9 protein-coding genes and 1 pseudogene are annotated in these 18,274 nt (G+C 43.5%); 3 read left to right on the forward strand and 7 right to left on the reverse strand.

Features of this window, described 5'->3' with window-relative positions; genetic code table 11:
* Positions 1–44: 44 nt before the first annotated feature.
* A complete protein-coding gene (locus tag WKT12_RS05160) occupies positions 45–2,369 on the reverse strand; it encodes a glycoside hydrolase family 20 protein (protein ID WP_340319005.1) in 2,325 nt (774 codons plus the stop codon).
* A gap of 220 nt (positions 2,370–2,589) precedes the next feature.
* Between WKT12_RS05160 and WKT12_RS05165 the strand changes: the two are divergent.
* From WKT12_RS05165 to WKT12_RS05175, 3 genes and pseudogenes are all read left to right on the forward strand, one after another.
* Positions 2,590–5,773: pseudogene (locus tag WKT12_RS05165) on the forward strand (SusC/RagA family TonB-linked outer membrane protein).
* 16 nt (positions 5,774–5,789) lie between these two features.
* A complete protein-coding gene (locus WKT12_RS05170) occupies positions 5,790–7,607 on the forward strand; it encodes a RagB/SusD family nutrient uptake outer membrane protein (protein WP_340319006.1) in 1,818 nt (605 codons plus the stop codon).
* Positions 7,608–7,846: 239 nt separating this feature from the next.
* Positions 7,847–9,439 carry a sulfatase family protein gene (locus tag WKT12_RS05175; RefSeq protein WP_340319007.1) on the forward strand — a complete coding sequence of 531 codons (1,593 nt, stop codon included), beginning with the start codon at positions 7,847–7,849 and terminating at the stop codon, positions 9,437–9,439.
* Between the two features lie 236 nt (positions 9,440–9,675).
* Here the strand turns inward: WKT12_RS05175 and WKT12_RS05180 are convergent, their stop codons facing one another.
* From WKT12_RS05180 to WKT12_RS05205, 6 genes are all read right to left on the reverse strand, one after another.
* On the reverse strand, positions 9,676–9,870 hold the full coding sequence (locus tag WKT12_RS05180; RefSeq protein ID WP_340319008.1) for a hypothetical protein: 195 nt from the start codon (positions 9,868–9,870) through the stop codon (positions 9,676–9,678).
* A 173-nt stretch (positions 9,871–10,043) separates the two neighbouring features.
* Positions 10,044–10,997 (reverse strand): BT_3987 domain-containing protein, encoded by a 954-nt coding sequence (locus WKT12_RS05185; RefSeq protein WP_340319009.1) that lies wholly within the window; start codon positions 10,995–10,997, stop codon positions 10,044–10,046.
* Between the two features lie 13 nt (positions 10,998–11,010).
* The gene (locus WKT12_RS05190) at positions 11,011–12,228 is read right to left on the reverse strand and encodes a BT_3987 domain-containing protein (RefSeq protein ID WP_340319010.1); all 1,218 of its coding nucleotides are present in this window, start codon (positions 12,226–12,228) and stop codon (positions 11,011–11,013) included.
* Positions 12,229–12,232: 4 nt separating this feature from the next.
* The gene (locus WKT12_RS05195) at positions 12,233–13,246 is read right to left on the reverse strand and encodes a glycoside hydrolase family 18 (RefSeq protein ID WP_340319011.1); all 1,014 of its coding nucleotides are present in this window, start codon (positions 13,244–13,246) and stop codon (positions 12,233–12,235) included.
* Positions 13,247–13,277: 31 nt separating this feature from the next.
* Complete coding sequence (locus WKT12_RS05200) at positions 13,278–14,861, reverse strand: SusD/RagB family nutrient-binding outer membrane lipoprotein (protein WP_340319012.1); 1,584 nt, start codon at positions 14,859–14,861, stop codon at positions 13,278–13,280.
* A gap of 6 nt (positions 14,862–14,867) precedes the next feature.
* On the reverse strand, positions 14,868–17,864 hold the full coding sequence (locus WKT12_RS05205) for a SusC/RagA family TonB-linked outer membrane protein (RefSeq protein WP_340319013.1): 2,997 nt from the start codon (positions 17,862–17,864) through the stop codon (positions 14,868–14,870).
* Positions 17,865–18,274: the final 410 nt, after the last annotated feature.

An 18,274-nucleotide genomic window follows, 5' to 3' on the forward strand; every position in this document is an offset into this window, starting at 1 on the left:
TTTTTTGTTATAACTTATGGATTATAAGTTGTCCCGTTAGGCGCTTAGTTGATAGCAATTTCATCGAGGAACAGGTAAGTCTGTTTGCCTGCGCCCGGATGCCACTTCGGAAGTACCGGAGTATTCTTTCCGATGATGTGTACATAGCGTGCCTTCGTCTTGTCGAAGCTGATAGTATCACGTTTCAGTACATTATTCTTACTGCCTTCCTCCAGTGTAGGGATAGCCTTCGAAGCAATCTTGGTGTAAGCCTTGCCGTCTTCAGAACCATAAACTTCCAGTCCGGTCAGACCGAAGATATAATCACCCGGAACCAGATAAGTACCGAGCGCAACAGAAGAGATTTCTTTCGGTTCCTGCAAGTCGATGGTCGCATCGAAATCCTGACCGTAAATACCGATGTAACGTCCCGAACGGTAGTTGTCATCTCCCGTCATACCGTCTACCAGCAGGTTTGCTCCCTTGTAAGTGAACTTTTCATCCGGTTCACATTTCAGGGTAATCGGATGCATGGTAGCCAGGTTGTATGTCAGCGTTTCTTCGGTTACGTTGCTTTCGCGGCCGTTGCGGATAGCCTTCGCCTTGATGGTCGTAGTCTTGTTCACCGTAAACGGCTGAGTATACTGTTGCGATGCAGCCGATGGTTCCGAACCGTCCAGCGTGTAGTAAACCGGTGCATTGTCGAACGTATTCAGCTTGATTACGGCAGTTCCGCCTTCACCTTTAGGCTCAACGTCTATCGTAACATCTTCTATATCCTTTTTGTAATTGCATCCGTACAGCTCATACAAGTCCAGTTGGTGGCGGAGGCGTTTCAGGAATCCGTTCAAGTCCTTCTTTGCCGGATTGCTCCACTGCAACTCACTCAGTGCTGCGATACGCGGCATCATCTGCCATTCCATCTTCAGGCTGTCTTTTGTCCATTCGGTCCAGATACATCCCTGTACCCCGATAATGTTTTTCTTCTCTTCCGGAGTCAGCTTGTCAGACTGCGGTTCAAAGTTGTATACACGTTCTACGCTGCTCACTCCCTTCAGGCGGTTGTAACCCGGATTGCTGAAGTACAAGTGACTGATAGGGCAGACGATGGTAGGATGTCCCAGTTGTGCAGCCTTGATGGAAGCCTTTATGCCCGTCCAAGCCATGACGGTTGTTGTTTCCGGATTCGGGTTGCCTTCCAGAATTTCGTCCCATGCCAGCATCTTCTTGCCTCGTTTGGCGATTTCCTTTTCCACTTCGTTCATGAAGTACACCTGAAGCTGGTTCTCCTTGCTGTGCTCCTTCGTGTCACGCAGTCCCAGTTCCTTGATCTTAGCCTGACACTTCGGACACTTCTTCCATTCTGCTTTCGGACATTCATCGCCTCCGATGTGAATATAAGGAGCATCCGGGAAGATATCCATCAGTTCGTTTACCACGTCCTTGGCAAACTGCAATGTCTTGGGATTACCGCCGCACAGCACTTCTTTGAACACACCGAATTTGGTAGCTGTTTCATACGGCCCACCCGTACATCCCAGTTCCGGATACGAAGCCAGCGCAGCCAGCATGTGTCCCGGCATGTCTATTTCAGGAATGACTGTGATGAAACGTTCGGCTGCATAAGCTACGATTTCCTTGGCGTCCTCCTGTGTATAGTAACCGCTTACCGGTGTGCCGTCGAATTTACCCGAGCCCGGTGCTGTAATTGTTTCCTTGCGGTAAGAACCTATTTCTGTCAGTTTGGGATATTTCTTGATTTCGATACGCCAGCCCTGATCTTCGGTCAGATGCCAGTGGAAGTAATTGATGTTGTGCAGTGCCATGACGTCAATCAGTTTCTTCAGATATTCCTTCGGGAAGAAATGACGGCCTACATCGATCATGAATCCACGGTAGTTATACTGCGGGAAGTCTTTTACCTCTCCGGCAGGCAGCGAAGCCAGTGCCTTGCCTTCTGTAATGGGCAGTGCCTTGTGGATGGTCTGGCAGCCGTAGAACACACCAGCTTCCGTAGCTCCTGTTACGGTAACTTCATCGGCTGTGATATGCAGGTCGTATCCTTCTTTGTGGGTGATAGACGGATCGACTTTCAGGATAATGCAGTTTTTGCCTGCTTCTGTACCTGTCTTGACTTTCGTACCTGTTACCTCCTGAATATAGTCAGCCAGAAGACGGGCAGTACTTGCCAGTTTTTCATTTCCCTCCTCGTAGACGATGGTTGTAGAAGAATTGATCACAAAAGGTTTTGCTGTTGTGTCTTCCATTATTTCCTGTGGTAATGGGATGACATTCAGGCTTCCCAGCTTGGTTTCCTGTGGCGCACATGCCATTAATCCTCCTGCCATAAGAAGGCAAATCGTCCATCTTTTTACTGGATTCTTTTTCATAGTAAATCTGTTCTATTTTTAATTCATTCTACAAAAATAATAAATAAATCTTACATTCTCGGTATTTATTCCTATATTTGCGCAATTTTTTTAAAAACTGGAGTTAATTATTAAATATTTTATGAATCTATTCTTTTTAAGTAAGGACTTCGTGAAGCAGGTGTCGCTTTTGGGAGTCGCTGCATGGATAGGCTGTCCGCAGATAGCGAATGCTGAGGGAATGGTGGTAGAGAGTGGTATTATGAATGCCGTCCAGCAGAAAGTAGAAGCGAAAGGTATTGTGTATGATGCTACAGGGTTTCCTGTTATTGGTGCATCAGTGGTAGAAAAGGGAAATTCGACGAATGGTGTCATTACTGACCTCGATGGTAATTTTACGCTAAGCGTAGCAAAAAATGCTGTCATTGTAATTTCGTATATGGGTTATCAGACTCAGGAAGTACAGGTGACTCCCGGGAAAATTCTTAACATTACGCTGAAGGAGGACAATCAGGTCTTGGATGAAGTTGTCGTAGTAGGTTACGGCGTGCAGAAGAAAGTCAACCTGACTGGTTCCGTGGCTACCGTAGAAGGTGAAACATTGGAACAGCGTCCGCTGGCAAACGCTACTCAGAGTTTGCAGGGTATGGTTCCGGGCTTGTATATCGACAATGCCAATGCCGGTCGTCCGGGTGCCACTTCTTCATTGCAGTTGCGTGGTCAGGGAAACCTGTCGGGAGATGCCGCTCCCTATGTGCTGGTCGATGGCGTGGAAATGGATCTTGCCGATGTTAACCCGAATGATATTGAAAACATCTCCGTTCTGAAGGATGCCGCTGCTTCTTCTATCTATGGTGCGCGTGCGGCTTACGGTGTGATTCTGGTCACTACCAAGAAAGGTAAGGAAGGCAAGGCACGTGTCAGCTATCAGGCTACCTTGGGCTGGACTTCTCCGATGTCGTTGCCGGAGATGGCTAATTCATACGAGTTTGCTACTTATTTCAACAAGGCTTGCGAAAACGCCGGCATGGTGAAACAGTACAGCGACGAGAAGCTGGCACAGTTGCAGCAGTATATCAACGATCCTACCGGACTCGATCCGTGGGCAGAACTGACTCCCGGACAGTCGATGGTGGCTGCTTTCGAAAACAGTGCCAAAGGTCTGGGTAATACCGATTATTTCGATCTTCATTATAAGGATGTGGCTTTCAAGCAGAACCACAACGTCAGTGTGAGCGGCGGTGGCGAAAAGGCACAGTACTACATCTCGGGTGGTATGTACAAGGAAGACGGTCTGTTGCGTTATGCCGATATCGGTTATAAGCGTTTCAACTTCAGTACCAATGTTACGTCGAAGGTGACCGACTGGCTGAAGCTGAAGGTGAATACCAAATACATGAACTCAAGCAATGAAACTCCGTTTGGTACAGGTGCGCTGAGCGAAGGTTTCTATCACTCGCTGGCACGTTTCCGTCCGACGGTGAGCGTAGTCGATCCGAACGGTAACTTTACCGAACTGTCTATGATTCCGTACTTGCAGAGCGGTACTAATACCAATACGGAGAACAACAACCTGACCATGACAGGCGGTCTGGAACTGGAGCCGCTGAAGGACTGGCACATCTTCTTCGATTATACTTACCGTTATAATACGCGCGATTACTGGGCGCTGAAGGTGCTTCCGCAGATTCCGAATGCTTCGGGCGATGCATACGATATCGGTACACGTGCGGAGATTGCCGACGGGGCAAGCAACTCGTATACCCGCTACGACATGAACAACCAGTATCAGTCTGTCAACCTGTATACCAACTATTCATTCTCTCTTGCCGACAAGCATAACTTTACCGTGATGCTGGGTTATCAGGAAGAATATTATAAATATAAATATCTGTACGATTCTGTAACGGATATCCTTTCTACCAGCAATCCGAGCCTTGAAATGGCAAACGGCGACCGTACCGTGAAAGATACACGCTACGCATGGGCTACCCGCGGTTATTTCGGACGTATCAACTACGATTTCATGGGACGCTATCTGGTGGAAGTAAACGGACGTTACGACGGTTCTTCCCGCTTTGCCAAAGGAAACCGCTGGGGATTCTTCCCGTCAGTTTCTCTGGGATGGAACATTACGCATGAATCGTTCATGGAGAAGACACTGGATGTACTGTCTAACCTGAAGTTGCGTGTGTCTTGGGGTCTGCTGGGTAACCAGACTGGTGCCGCTTACTATACATTCGCTTCTACCATGGACCCGACCTCTCTCGGCAACTGGTATTTCCAGAACGGACGTGAGGGTTATCTGAGTCCGGGTTCGGTAGTCGACTCCAATACGACTTGGGAAAAGGTAGAACATAAGAATATCGGTATCGACTTCGGTTTCTTCGGCAATGCCCTGACCGGATCGTTCGATGTGTTCCAGCGCGATACACGTGATATGTTAGGCCCTTCGGTGGCTCTGGCAGACTTCTTCGGTGCTGTAGCTCCCGAAACCAACAACGCCGAGATGCGTAACCGTGGTTGGGAACTTACCCTGCAATGGAGAGGAAAGATCGGCAAGGATATCGATTATTCTATCGGCGGTTCGCTTTCTGATGCTACCTCCGAGGTTACTTCTTACGAAGGTGATGGTTCTGATCCTTCAGAAAATTGGTACAAAGGAAAGAAAGTGGGTGAAATCTGGGGATACCGTGCTTCCGGTCTGATCCAGACGCAGGAAGAAGCCGATGCGTATAACTCTACTTACGATTTGTCTTACCTGAGCGGACAGAAATGGATGCCGGGTGACGTGAAGTATGTCGACCTGAACCGGAGATAACAAGATCAACAACGGTACCAATACCGTAGGCGATATGGGTGATATGACCGTCATCGGTAATACGACTCCGCGTTACCAGTACACCATCAACGGATCAATCTCGTGGAAAGGTCTTTCACTGAGCCTGATGTTCCAGGGCGTAGGCAAGCGCGACTGGTGTCCTGCCATGAATACATCTTACTTCTGGGGTTCGGGTGCATACGCACAGGTCACTGTCTTCAAGGAACACCTCGACTACTGGACACCGGAAAATCCGGATGCTTACTATCCGAATCCGTACACTGCCGGTAATCAGGCTGTCGGCAAGTTCCGTGCCAAGACTTCTCAGAAGTCCGACCGTTACATGCAGAGTGCCGCTTATTGCCGTCTGAAGAACATGACCATCAGCTACGACCTGCCGAAGGCATGGATCGAAAAGATTCACCTTACCAAGGCTCAGGTATTCTTCTCGGGCGAAAACTTGCTGACCTTTACCAAGCTGAGCAGCATTTTCGATCCGGAAGGTCTGTTCACTCAGAACAGTTATGGCAATGCGCTTGAGCAGGCTGGTAAGAACTATCCGATGACCAGAGTATTCTCTGTCGGTGTTATTTTAAATATGTAAAAACGGGAAAACAATTATGAAAAATATACATTTACTGATTGCTTCAGTTTTATGCTTGGGGACGACTTCTTGCTTCGATATGAATCAGGAACCTCAAGGGGAGATGTCTACGGTAGGTGCTTTCACTACAGTCAGTGAAATCAACATGTACCTGAATATGTTCTATCAGGGAAGTGTGCCTGTGATGGGTGGAGGTACTGTCAACAATACTGCTATCAAGACTCAGTCTAGCAGTAGTACCAACGGTATCGCTTTTGGCGATGCCAACAGTGATAACTTATATCCGAATGCGATTGATACACGTCTGGCTGGTGAAACTTCACTTAGTAATGCTGCTGAACTGGATGATTACAAGGCTATACGAAACGTAAACTTCTTGCTTCAGAATATTACAAACTGCGAAGATAAGGGAACTGACTATGAACAGTGTCTGGGAGAAGCTTATTATTTCCGTGCTGCTTATTATTACCACCTGCTGGTAAATTACGGTGGTGTGACATGGGTAGAAGATCAGTTGGATCCGGATTCAGAGCTGATGAAGCGTCCGCGTAATACCCGTACGGAAATTGTAGATTACATCCTGAATGATTTGAAGGATGCCATTACATACTTGAAAGAGCAAGACAATAATGCTACCCGTCGTGTTCACCGCGATGTAGCCCGTGCCTTGAAGAGTGAAGTGGCTCTGTTTGCTGCTACATGGGAAAAATATCACCGTGCAGAAAACGACCCGTTCTACGATAAGACGTTGACTAATCCTGATGCAAAAATCAAGGAATGGCTGGAACTGGCTGCAACAGCTGCTAAAGAGGTGATTGACCGTAATGTATGGAGTATCCATAGTACTGGCAAACCGCTGACCGACTATCGTGACATGTTTATCGATACCGATCTGAGCGACAATCAGGAAGTACTGTGGTGGAAAGAATATAATGCTTCTGCCGGAATTGGTCACAATGTAACATACTATGCTTGTCAGGGTGGTGGACAGATTGGTGTTTCAGCTTCACTGGTTGACGATTATCTGACGATTGACGGCAAGCCGTTTACCGGCAATGCTAAGCTGGAAGCTAAACGTACGTACGGATCCGAGCTGAGCCCCGAACTGCGTGACCCGCGTCTGTCACAGACTGTCTTCATGCCTGGACAGCAGATCCGTAACGACGGTACGCTGTATGCATGGCCGCCGCTGGATGCAACTAACTATCATCAGAATACTACCGGTTATTCTATATTGAAATACGAAGAATTCAATACTTCGAATTCTGCTGCCTACACTACTGCAAACCGTAGTCAGGCTCCGGCTATTCAGGTACGTTATGCTGATATCCTGCTGAACTATGCAGAGGCATTGGCTGAACTGGACGGTGCAAACAATGCCAGCGAAATTCAGAAAGCTTTGCATCCGTTGCGCGTCCGTGTGAACATGCCGGATGTAGATTTCGACCGCGAATATAATACTGACGCTGATTATCCGTTCCATAACCTCGACAAGTACATTCAGGCAGTGCGTCGTGAACGTCGTGTGGAGAAAGCACTCGAAAACTGTCGTCTGACGGATATCTTGCGCTGGGCTGCTGCCGATGAACTGATCGTTGGAAAGACTCCTACCGGTGCCTTGTATACAGGCAGTACGCTGGGCGAACATTTCGACGGTATCATGACCGTAGGTTCGAATATCTGGCTGAAGGATGGTTATATCGTATCGTTCAACAATACCAACTATCCGAATGGCTGGCAGTTCAACTTGAAACGCGATTACCTGTTGCCTATCCGTCAGGAAATGGTCGGTGGTCTGACCGGCGGTATGTGGGAACAGAATCCGGGCTGGTAATTTTCCGATTCCGATACATGCTTCTCGGAAAAGGGAAAATAATACCGGCAGAAACTTTCTGAAACAAGCCGATGAAAAAATAAAACGTGCCCTTAAATTGGCAGGAATATCATAGAAAAGTCCGGGGAAATTTTTTCCATACTTCTTCGGACTTTTTTGCCTGATGGCTTTGGGTATCCTCCCGAAGCTGGTATCTTTGTAACAAGCTGTATAAACTTTTACTTACTTTATTTCATTTTATGAAAACATCTTCATTCCTTTACCCGTTGACGGGTATGGCGGCTCTGGCTTCACTGGCTTCGTGCGGCAGTGAGAAACAGGCTCCCAAACAGTACAATATCGTGTACATCATGACCGACGACCATACGGCGCAGATGATGAGCTGCTATGGAAGTCGCTTTGTGGAAACTCCGAATCTGGACCGTATCGCCAACGATGGCGTAATCTTTACCAACAGTTTTGTGGCTAACTCGCTGAGTGGACCGAGCCGTGCGTGTATGCTTACCGGCAAGCACAGCCATGCCAACGGATTTACCGACAATACTACGTGTGTGTTCGACGGTTCTCAGCAGACCATGCCGAAGCTGTTGCAGCAGGCTGGTTACCAGACGGCTATCATCGGGAAATGGCATCTGGTGAGTCTGCCTACCGGATTCGACCATTGGGAAATTCTGCCCGAACAGGGTGATTATTATAATCCGGACTTCATCACGATGGACAACGATACCATCCGCAAGGAGGGGTATGTCACCAACCTGATTACGGATATGAGTATCGACTGGATGGAGAACCAGCGCGACAAGAACAAGCCGTTCTGCCTGTTTATCCATCACAAGGCTATCCACCGCAACTGGCTGCCTGCATTGGAAGACTTGCCGCTGTTCGAGGACAAGACCTTCCCGTTGCCCGACAATTTCTACGATGACTACGAAGGTCGTCCCGCTGCCGCTGCTCAGGAAATGAGTATCTGGAAGAACATGGACCTGATTTACGACAACAAGATGGATCGTGCCGACAAGACTTCTCCGCTGAAGGAAAGATACGAAAGCTACATCGGTCGCCTGAGTCCGGAAGACCGTAAGGTGTACGATGACTTCTACCAGCCGATTATCGACGACTTCTACAAGAAGAATCCGCAGGGTAAGGAACTTGCTGAATGGAAGTACCAGCGCTACATGCGCGACTATGCCAAGGTGGTGAAGTCGCTCGACGAAAATGTGGGTCGTGTACTCGACTACCTGAAAGAAAAGGGCATGCTCGACAATACACTGGTAGTCTATACCTCCGATCAGGGATTCTACATGGGCGAACATGGCTGGTTCGACAAGCGTTTTATGTACGAGGAATCCATGCACACCCCGTTGATCATGCACCTGCCGAAAGACTTCAAGGCGAAGGGTGAAATTCCTCAGATGGTACAGAACATCGACTATGCCCCGACCTTCCTCGAACTTGCCGGAGCACCTATCCCCGAAGATATTCAGGGCGTATCGCTGGTTCCGCTGCTGAAGGGTGAGAAGCCTGCCGATTGGCGTAAGTCGCTGTATTATCACTTCTATGAGTTCCCGGCAGAACACATGGTAAAACGTCACTACGGCGTACGTACCGACCGTTACAAGCTCATTCATTTCTACAACGACATCGACGAATGGGAATTGTACGATTTGAAGGAAGACCCGACCGAAATGCACAACCTCTACGGTCAGCCGGGTTATGAAAAGATTACAGAAGACCTGAAGGCTGAACTGGTGAAACTCCAGACTCAGTACAAGGATCCTATCGAACAGAAGCTGAAGCAGGCAAAAGAAGCGGCTGCTCCGGCTGAAAAATAAGATGGGAAAATCATAAGCTATAAACAAGCCCGTCGGTGATTCAGAGTCATTCACTTCATCACCGACGGGCTTTTCTTGTATATTATGTATTCAATCGTCTTGAATACTTTCTAATTTATTTCAACTTTGTTTTTTCTTTTATTCGTTTGAGAACATCATTGATTTATTGCATATAAGGATAAAAATTACTTTCGTATGAAATCATTGTATATTTAACTTCAAATTATTGGATTCAATCAAGTTATTCTATTTTCCTCTTTATTGATCAAATACCACGCCAGCGAAGGAATTGCCAGCGTGTATAGAGTGAAAAGACTGATTGTCAGACTTACGCTTCTCCACTCCCCTAGAACATCAAACTGAAAAATGAAGAATAGGATGACAGCATGCAGGCATAATATCGTCCAACCGATGATCTTGTTGTTTTTCATAAATACGTCATTTGAAGTTTGATACAACTTTCTTAGATTTTGTTGTAATCAAAATATAATAAGATGGCTTCATCAATTTTACTATATGTTGATGAAGCCATCTCTTTGTATAGAATATATCTAATGTTTCATATAATAATTTAAGGATAGTATTTCCATAAAATTATATGATATTATTCACCTGGAGCATATAATTCGGCTTTTAAAATTTTGCAGGCAGATCCATAATTTCCTCGGTTTATAATTTTGATATATTGAACAGGTTCCGTTTTCAGAAGATGGATGTAACACATATGTCTGTTAGTACCTGTTATTGTTACAGTTCCTAAATTGGTATAATTAATTCCATCGGTACTACATGCTATATCGACATTTTTCGCTGCACGTGATGTTGTTTGATATCTCATGAAGACAGTGCCGACTTGTTCCAATTTTCCCATATCAATAACAAGTTCTTTGTTTTCGACACTTGTTCCACCATAAGGGTTTATGGTTGTTTCTTTACCATCCAAGTAATATTTCCATGAAGAAGCATCAAGCTTTTCTCCTAAAGTATAAGGCAAATCTGGTGTTGAAGTATTTGTGATTTCGTTATATTCTACAAGAGTTATATTTGATTCAAATAAGATGTAGAATGTATGTGTTTCACTTAAGCTGACACCTTCTCCGTTTATACTGGCGATACTTACAGGAAGTATGAAATAGGTTGAACCGTTTTTGAACTCTTCCATGTCATAGATGACTTTAAGTGGAGACGACGTTGCATATTCTCCTTGTTTGATCGTAAGAGTTGATTCTTCCAACCTTGCATTCTTGAGCATTACGTATGAAGTACCATGTTTTTGATTGTATTCATCTACTAAATTCTGGTCATCGATGGATACATTAACAGTAATATCACTTGCTGCCGGACGATTGCATTGTATAGGAACCAAGGTTGCTTCCTCGTTCATACCTACTTCGAAAGAGCCATCTATTTTATATACCAGATTATATTCTGTTGTTGCAGGCGTATACATGAACACAAAGTTTGAATTAGCGTTCATTTCATCATCATCGTTGCATGATGTTAATCCGCAACATGAAATCAATGCGCCTAATATTAGATATTTAAATTTACTTTTCATAATGATTCAATGTTTAATCTTTAAATGAATATGTTTCCCATGAAACGGCCTCACTGGTACCACCCCATGAAGGATTGTTTCCTATTACAGCATCATGACCGTTGCCAGTAACATCTTTTAATGTAGAACCTTCCCCTTCACTCATTGGTAAATAAAGAATCAGATCTTTATTGGTATAGTCTACTTCATAGTTCATGTTATTTTGTATCTGTGCATCAGAGCGAGTTACTTTCCATAAACGTACCTGAGCCATTTCAAAGTAGTCTTTACAATATGTCTTTTCTGAACATATCATATATAGACTGTTTATTTTCATATTTTGTCCTACAGCTGTAGTAAGTGTGCTTATGAGATTTCCATTTTGGTAAAGTTTGCTGGTTCCGCTTGCTGCATCATAAGTTATTGCAAAATGATACCATTCGCCGGAGGTCAAACCAGCACCTGAGGTCGGGTCACCAGTATCGAATTGTGAGCCAAAAGTTTTGACTTGTAGGAAATTGTATGCATATCCGGAAGGACCATGATACACTAAGTCTCCAAAACGTACATATAATTGTGAGGCATCTTCCTTATTGTCGAACAGAGCTTGGTTATTAACAGAAAATCCTTTGCTTGGATCTGTCTTGCCGGTTACTCGACACCACCATTCCAGTGTATAGTTAGGTAATTCCAGATTCCATGATGCATCTGTCGGTGCCAAGATCATCGCATTGCCATAAGCAAATTTAGGTACAGGTTGTTCCAGTGGTTTCAGGACAAGTAACATCAGTTTTGATGATGAATTTGATTTTGAAACACTGCCACTTACACTACCTATTTTTATGGGAATAGCATATTGTACACCTTGAGGGTCAAATTCTTTAATAGTAATGTCAATTGGTTCCGAAGTAACCTCACCTGCCTTGATTACGGCATTAGAGTTTTGTATTGTAAACAGATCAGAAGGTAGCATTTTGTACGCAGCTTCATAATTGAGATTATACTCGTTCAGGATGTTTTCATCTGCTTCGATGGTGAAACTTATATTTTCATCTATAGCATGCGCTAATCGTGCCGTGATGGTGGTATGCGTTTCTGCATCAGAAATGGACACATTCTTTGTTTTGGCAGAAGATGCTTCTGCTATATAGACTAAATTATCTATTGCTTTCTTTTCTGCATCTTCACAAGAGAAAAGCATAAGAGTAACCAGTCCCATCAGAACTATTGGTAGAAAAGATATGTTTTTCATAAGTTTATTTGTTTATAGGTGGGTTTAATTTGCTAATGGCAGCACGGACAGTCGGGTAGTCCGGGTTGCCGGTATAATCATATTCGATGTGATAAGCTCCGTTTCCGGCATGTTCTATTCCGCAAGAAGGATGATAGGTAGCCTGTTCTTCGAATATATATTTCAGGTCGGCTTGTTCGAATGTAGCTGTAATGATTGATTTTTTCATGGTTACTTCAAACATGGCAGGATTTGATTGTTGTACACTGCCTGAATTTCCTGTAAAGAAATTATCTAAGAATGCCTGATTCCCTCCATAAGTTTGCCAGATGATATGGTCTAAGCTTTCGATGACATCGTTTTCCAACACTCTGTAATAGTCTAACCACCAAGTGTCACCGGGAATATCTACAACGAGCATTTTACCGGTTTTATTGAATTCCTCACGTAGAGTACGTAAGAATGTATTGGGTATTTCAGGGTTGCCAAAATCCATTAATGTACCTTGGTCTTCAATGTCGTAGTCGAAACCATCTACATTATATTTGTTGCAGGAGTCGACAATGGCCAGAGCATATTTTTTTGCAGCTTCTATATAAGAATTGATATTACCTTCTTCGATGCCCCAGAATTCTTTTTTCAATTGGTCATCGTTTCCTCCAGGAGTGAGGTTGTCTCCTATGTCACCGGCACGCCAGCAGAATAAAGCCTTGGAACCTCTTGCTTGGAATTCTTTCAGGTCTTCCTGCTGTGCAGGGGTAAGGTTTCCCCAGCAAAGCCATAAGCTAACGAAATCTACGCTGTCGGGCAAAGCTGATAATGCATACTGCATGGATGCACCTTTACCGGCCCAGTTGCCAAACCATCCGAACATTTTTTTATGAGGAGAATTGTAGTAATATCTTAAATCTTTTGAAAGTGGATCCGGTAGTTCGTAATAACTTTCAGCTTCGAACTCCGTCCAGTCGCTACATGCTGTGTAGATAAAGCTTTGCATGAAAAAACATATTGCAACAGCTATATATATAAATTTTTTCATCTTATTTGTTGTCATAAGTTATGTTATTAGGTTATTGTTTCTTTGCCCACCAAAGGTTGGTAGCTGCTTTGTCACTTCCGCCAAGCAACTGTACTGCATTCTGAACATTAGCATTGTTGGTGTTGTATTCAGACTGAGAATAAGGTAATCTTCTCATACCTCCATTATCGGTGACAGCACCGCTCGATGCACTTCCACTTAGGTTGTTTACTACCGGGAAGAATTTAGGATAACCTGTACGGCGGAAGTCAGCCCATGTTTCCCATCCACTTGGGTAAGTCGCAATCCATTTCTGTACGATAATACGTTCCAGATTCTTTTCAAATCCGGCACTTTCGTCATATTTGGGTGCAATGGTGGTTTGTGCACTTATGCTGTTAGAACTCTTATAAGGATCTGTATAGTTTGCAGGCTGATTTTCACAATTCAGATAATCGCCTATCGAAGCACCTTTTTCGGACATAGAGGTTCTGATACCATCTTCATAAAGTTCTTTGGCCGATTTACCATCACCCATATCCCAGCCTCTGAGTTTACCTTCTGCTCGTAAAAAGTAAACTTCGGCAGCTGACATTATTAATAGCGGATCGTTTTGTCCGACTTTAACTTGCGAACATGTATTTTGATACCCGGCAAAAGAACTGGCATTTTGTTCTATACCGTTTCTTACTCCGTTATAACCTCCTGCTGCACATTCTTCGAAATAAGCAGACATTCGCGGGTCGTTGTAACCGTTCATATACGATGTGATGTCGGCACTGGCCCTGAATTCACCTTTATTATTTCCCCATGTATAGCCCGCACGGTAGAAAGGATTCATACCATCATTGTACGTACAGTATGCTGCGTCGCCTGCTTCTGTCATGACTCCGACAGAATTGCTTACTGCTTCTTCTGCCTTTTGTTGAGCAAGAGTAGGATTAGCATTTACGATACGTATTGCCATGCGAAGCTTTAATGAGTTTGCATATTTTAGCCATTTGGTGAAGTTACCTTTGTATACGTAGTCAAAGTCTGCAAGAGTTGAAAAGTCCGTATTGGATGAAATTGCAGCTTCAAGGGTTGATATAGCTTCGTCTAAGTCGGAGAACATTGCGTTGAATAGATCTTCCATTGAGTCATAAGCCACAGCAAAGTCTACACCATTAACCTTTGAATAGGGTATTGGGCCATAGCAGTCGCTTACTTTTAGTGAAGCGGCAACTCTTATGATTTGTGCCCATGCATAGATTATTCCTTTTGCACCTGTTTTTTCTTTTATTTGGAAAAAGTTTGAATAGATTTGCGGAATGGTTTTGTCAAACGGAATGCCGTACCAGTCAATACTTGGATTGTAAGTATAAAAATTTGTTCCGTTCCACGGATTGATCATGGCGGCATGACGTCCGAATTCCAATCCTACCATCTGGTCTATCATTTGGGAGTCATTCTGTTGACCTTGGACAATGGCCGGAGTCATGGCTTGAATCAAGATTCCTGTTTCTACATTGTCACCGGCAAGGTCTTCTGATGTCGGGCCGTAAGGATTTTTGTTGAATTCTTCAAATTTGTCTGTACAGCCGGTAGACAAGACTGCCGCAACAGCAAAGATTGCATATTTTGTAATGAGGTTCATATCTTATTAAAATGAAAGTTTAACATTAAATCCTAAATTGCGTGTACTGGGTTGCATAAAATAGTCGACGCCTTGATAGAAATTATTGGTTGTAGAAGATGTGTTTTCAGGATCGAATGGTGCTTTGCAATATATTAGCCACAGGTTCTTTCCTGTTACTCCTACAGTCATGGCTACTTTTTCGTTGAACCATTTCTTTGGCAATGAGTAACTTATACTTAATTCAGACAAGCGGATGTTTGTTGCACTGTAAGTATAGTATGTACCTATTGCATTTGAAACTTGCTCATAATAATTTTTTGCAGGGATTATTCCACCGTTAATTGCTACTCCGCCTGCATCACGTACTTCTGCCGTTTTTTGAGATACGCCATATCGGTCGAGTAGTGCCTGAGTATCTGAAACTACGATGCCTCCAAAACGTCCGCTGAAAGCAAAGTTTAGGTTCAAATCTTTCCAGCCTATGTTTCCAGACCATCCTAAATGGAATTTGGGGAGAACTGATCCAATCTTTTTATATTCCGTAGTTTCCAGAGCAACTTCATTCATCGGAGAAACCCAGATATATCCGTTTGGTGACTGACGGAGGCGCTGATTGGTATAAAGGTCACCCATTGTTCCACCTTCTGTCAAACGGATTGTAGGACCACCTCCGATGCCCAAGGTACCCTTAGATAGGTAATCCATCTGAATAGGTTCATTGGTATCCGGATTGATTGCACCATTTGCCAGGCTGATAACTTTGTTTTGGTTGAATGTGTAGGTAAAGTTAGTTGAAAAACGCCAGTCTTTATTATATGTGTCACTGTACCCTACAGCCAATTCCAGACCTTGGTTCTGAATGTTACCGGTTTGTATTATATTTTGGTCATAACCCGATGAGGCAGAAGCATCTACGTAGAAAGTTTGGTTATATGTATTAGAACGATACCATGTCGCATCGAGGTTAATGCGATTGTTTAAAAATTTAGCATTGATACCAACTTCCCACGATTTAGTGTTTTCTGGTTTCAGATCCGTATTGTAATGTATGCTCGGATATACATATTGACCAGTCTGTTCGTCATATTCGTATTGCATCAATGTCAGGTAACGTTCCGGAGCAGATGCTACTTCCGCCCATGAACCACGGACCTTCAGATAAGAGATGAATTCTGGTAAAGTGACCATTTCACTGATTACGGCAGAAAGACCGACAGACGGATAAAAATAAGAATCCTGTGAAGTATATGCTAATTTGGAATCCCAGTCATTTCTGCCGGTCAAAGTCAGATAAAGCATGTGATCCCATCCCAGTTCACCGCTGAAGAATACACTTTGGATCTGGTCGTGCCACATTGATTCGTTACGTTTTGAAATGTTAGTTGCGATGTTTCCTACATGGAAGAAATTAGGAATTTTATCCAGGCCACCGGAGAAAGAGAACAGATCACTGCGGGTATCATTTAGAGAGCCACCAAGGTTTACGTTGATGGACATTTTATCTTCCAGTACATTTTTGGATATATTGAGGATGGCATCTGCATAGATGGCACGGTCGTTTTGTTTGGCATGTTTATATAAACCTTTGTCACTACCTTCGGTGAAGGTTGTGTTGGTACTTGCATAGAATTTCTTGTATGCATCCATATCCGAATTGTCTACCTTAACACGTCCGGTTACGTTCATCCAGCTGGTAATATCCCATTTCAGGCTGGCATTATAAATATAGCGGCGTTTGGATGAGGTATTGTTCATTCTGTTCATAATCCAGTATGGATTTTGCATACTCAATGAACTGCCATACACTTCTGTAGGCCAGTACTGTACCATTATATTTCTGGCCATATCGTATCTTTCATACATTTGTACTTCCTGGAAATCTTCGCCCCGTGGGAACAGATATAGGGAAACCAGAGGGTTGTAGTATTCGCCGCCACCTACCATATTCTTGTTATTTTGAATAATGTATTGGGCACCTACATCCAATGTTAGTTTATCATTTAGAAATTTAGATGTATTGCGGATAGAAAAGTTATAGCGGTTATACGAGTTGTTGGGTAAAATACCTGTAGAGTTTGTTGTAGCTACAGAAGCATATGTCTGGTTTTTTTCTGTACCGGTTGTAAATGTTAGTGCATTGATTTCATTTACTCCGGTATTGAAGAAACAGGATGGATCAAAATCAGTTGGTGTAGCCAGCTTGTTTCCCCAGCTTGTATTGTTACCCGATACATTTCCGTATGTGTTTTGGAATTTCAGAAGTTGTATCGGAGTTGAGAACGTCGTACTGTTGCTATAGGATACTTTCGCTTTTCCGGCTGCTCCTTTTTTGGTTGTTATAAGTACTACACCATTTGAGGCACTTGAGCCATACAAGGCAGCGGCAGAAGGTCCTGTCAGGATACTCATGCTTTCAATATCTTCGGGATTAATATCGGCTACGCTGTTGGTTCCCGGTTGTTCGCTCATCGTGCCTCCCTGATCAGATACAGATTCCACATTAAACATCGGAACACCATCGATAACATAAAGTGCATTGTCGTCTTTAACTAAAGATTTAGTTCCACGCATTACTACACGTACGGCACCACCGGCACCGGCAGATGAAGAGTTTATTTGTACACCAGCTATTTTTCCTGCAAGAGAATTCATAAAGTTGGCGTCTTTTACGGTTGTCAGGGCATCGCCTTTTACTTGTTGCACATTATAAGAAAGTGCTTTTTCCGAACGTTTGATACCTAATGCTGTAACAACAACTTCTTCAAGGGTTTCTGTATCTTCCTGCATGTTGACATTGATTACCTTTTTGGAAGCTGCCATTTCTATATTCTTATATCCTACATATGAAAACTGTAGTATGGAGGAACTGCTGGTTACGTTCAGGCTATAGTTACCTTCAAAATCTGTAATGGCTCCATTGGTTGTACCTTTTTCCAATACGGTTACCCCAATCAAAGGTTCTCCTTTTGAGTCTGTAACCTTACCGGTAACGACAACTGCCTGCTGTAAAGCTTCTCGCACTACAGGGCTTGTTGAAACTTGAGAAATTCGCATCTGTTCATGGGTCTTTGTTGTTACATCTGAGGATGTAAGACTAACGTGAGCAGATACGCATAAAGATGGTGACGTGATAAGACCCCCAACTAAAGCTGCTCGAAGGATGTTCCTTGAGCCTAAGAACTTGGTTCTTTTTTTCATATCTGTTTTTAAATTTAAGGTAAATATACAACTATACTATAGTCTCGATAGAGTCGGATGATTATAGAAGTTCGTTTATGTTATAAGTGAAAATTAAAAAAACAGTATTAATACTCACTCATTTTTTAAATTTTTTACAAATATAGTCAAAATGATATAAAGAATCAAGAATTATAGTATTTTTTATGGTGAGTTGAACCCAACGTTTCATAATTCTAAAATAAATTCTTATA

The sequence above is a fragment of the Phocaeicola sp. HCN-6420 genome, assembly GCF_037890145.1.
GTDB lineage: Bacteria > Bacteroidota > Bacteroidia > Bacteroidales > Bacteroidaceae > Phocaeicola.

Excerpts from the sequence above, each read along its gene's own strand:
- WKT12_RS05160 (WP_340319005.1), bottom strand. The coding sequence starts at position 2,369 with ATGAAAAAGAATCCAGTAAAAAGATGGACGATTTGCCTTCTTATGGCA.
- WKT12_RS05175 (WP_340319007.1), top strand. The coding sequence starts at position 7,847 with ATGAAAACATCTTCATTCCTTTACCCGTTGACGGGTATGGCGGCTCTG.
- WKT12_RS05190 (WP_340319010.1), bottom strand. The coding sequence starts at position 12,228 with ATGAAAAACATATCTTTTCTACCAATAGTTCTGATGGGACTGGTTACT.
- WKT12_RS05195 (WP_340319011.1), bottom strand. The coding sequence starts at position 13,246 with ATGAAAAAATTTATATATATAGCTGTTGCAATATGTTTTTTCATGCAA.
- WKT12_RS05180 (WP_340319008.1), bottom strand. The coding sequence starts at position 9,870 with ATGAAAAACAACAAGATCATCGGTTGGACGATATTATGCCTGCATGCT.
- WKT12_RS05185 (WP_340319009.1), bottom strand. The coding sequence starts at position 10,997 with ATGAAAAGTAAATTTAAATATCTAATATTAGGCGCATTGATTTCATGT.
- WKT12_RS05200 (WP_340319012.1), bottom strand. The coding sequence starts at position 14,861 with ATGAACCTCATTACAAAATATGCAATCTTTGCTGTTGCGGCAGTCTTG.
- WKT12_RS05170 (WP_340319006.1), top strand. The coding sequence starts at position 5,790 with ATGAAAAATATACATTTACTGATTGCTTCAGTTTTATGCTTGGGGACG.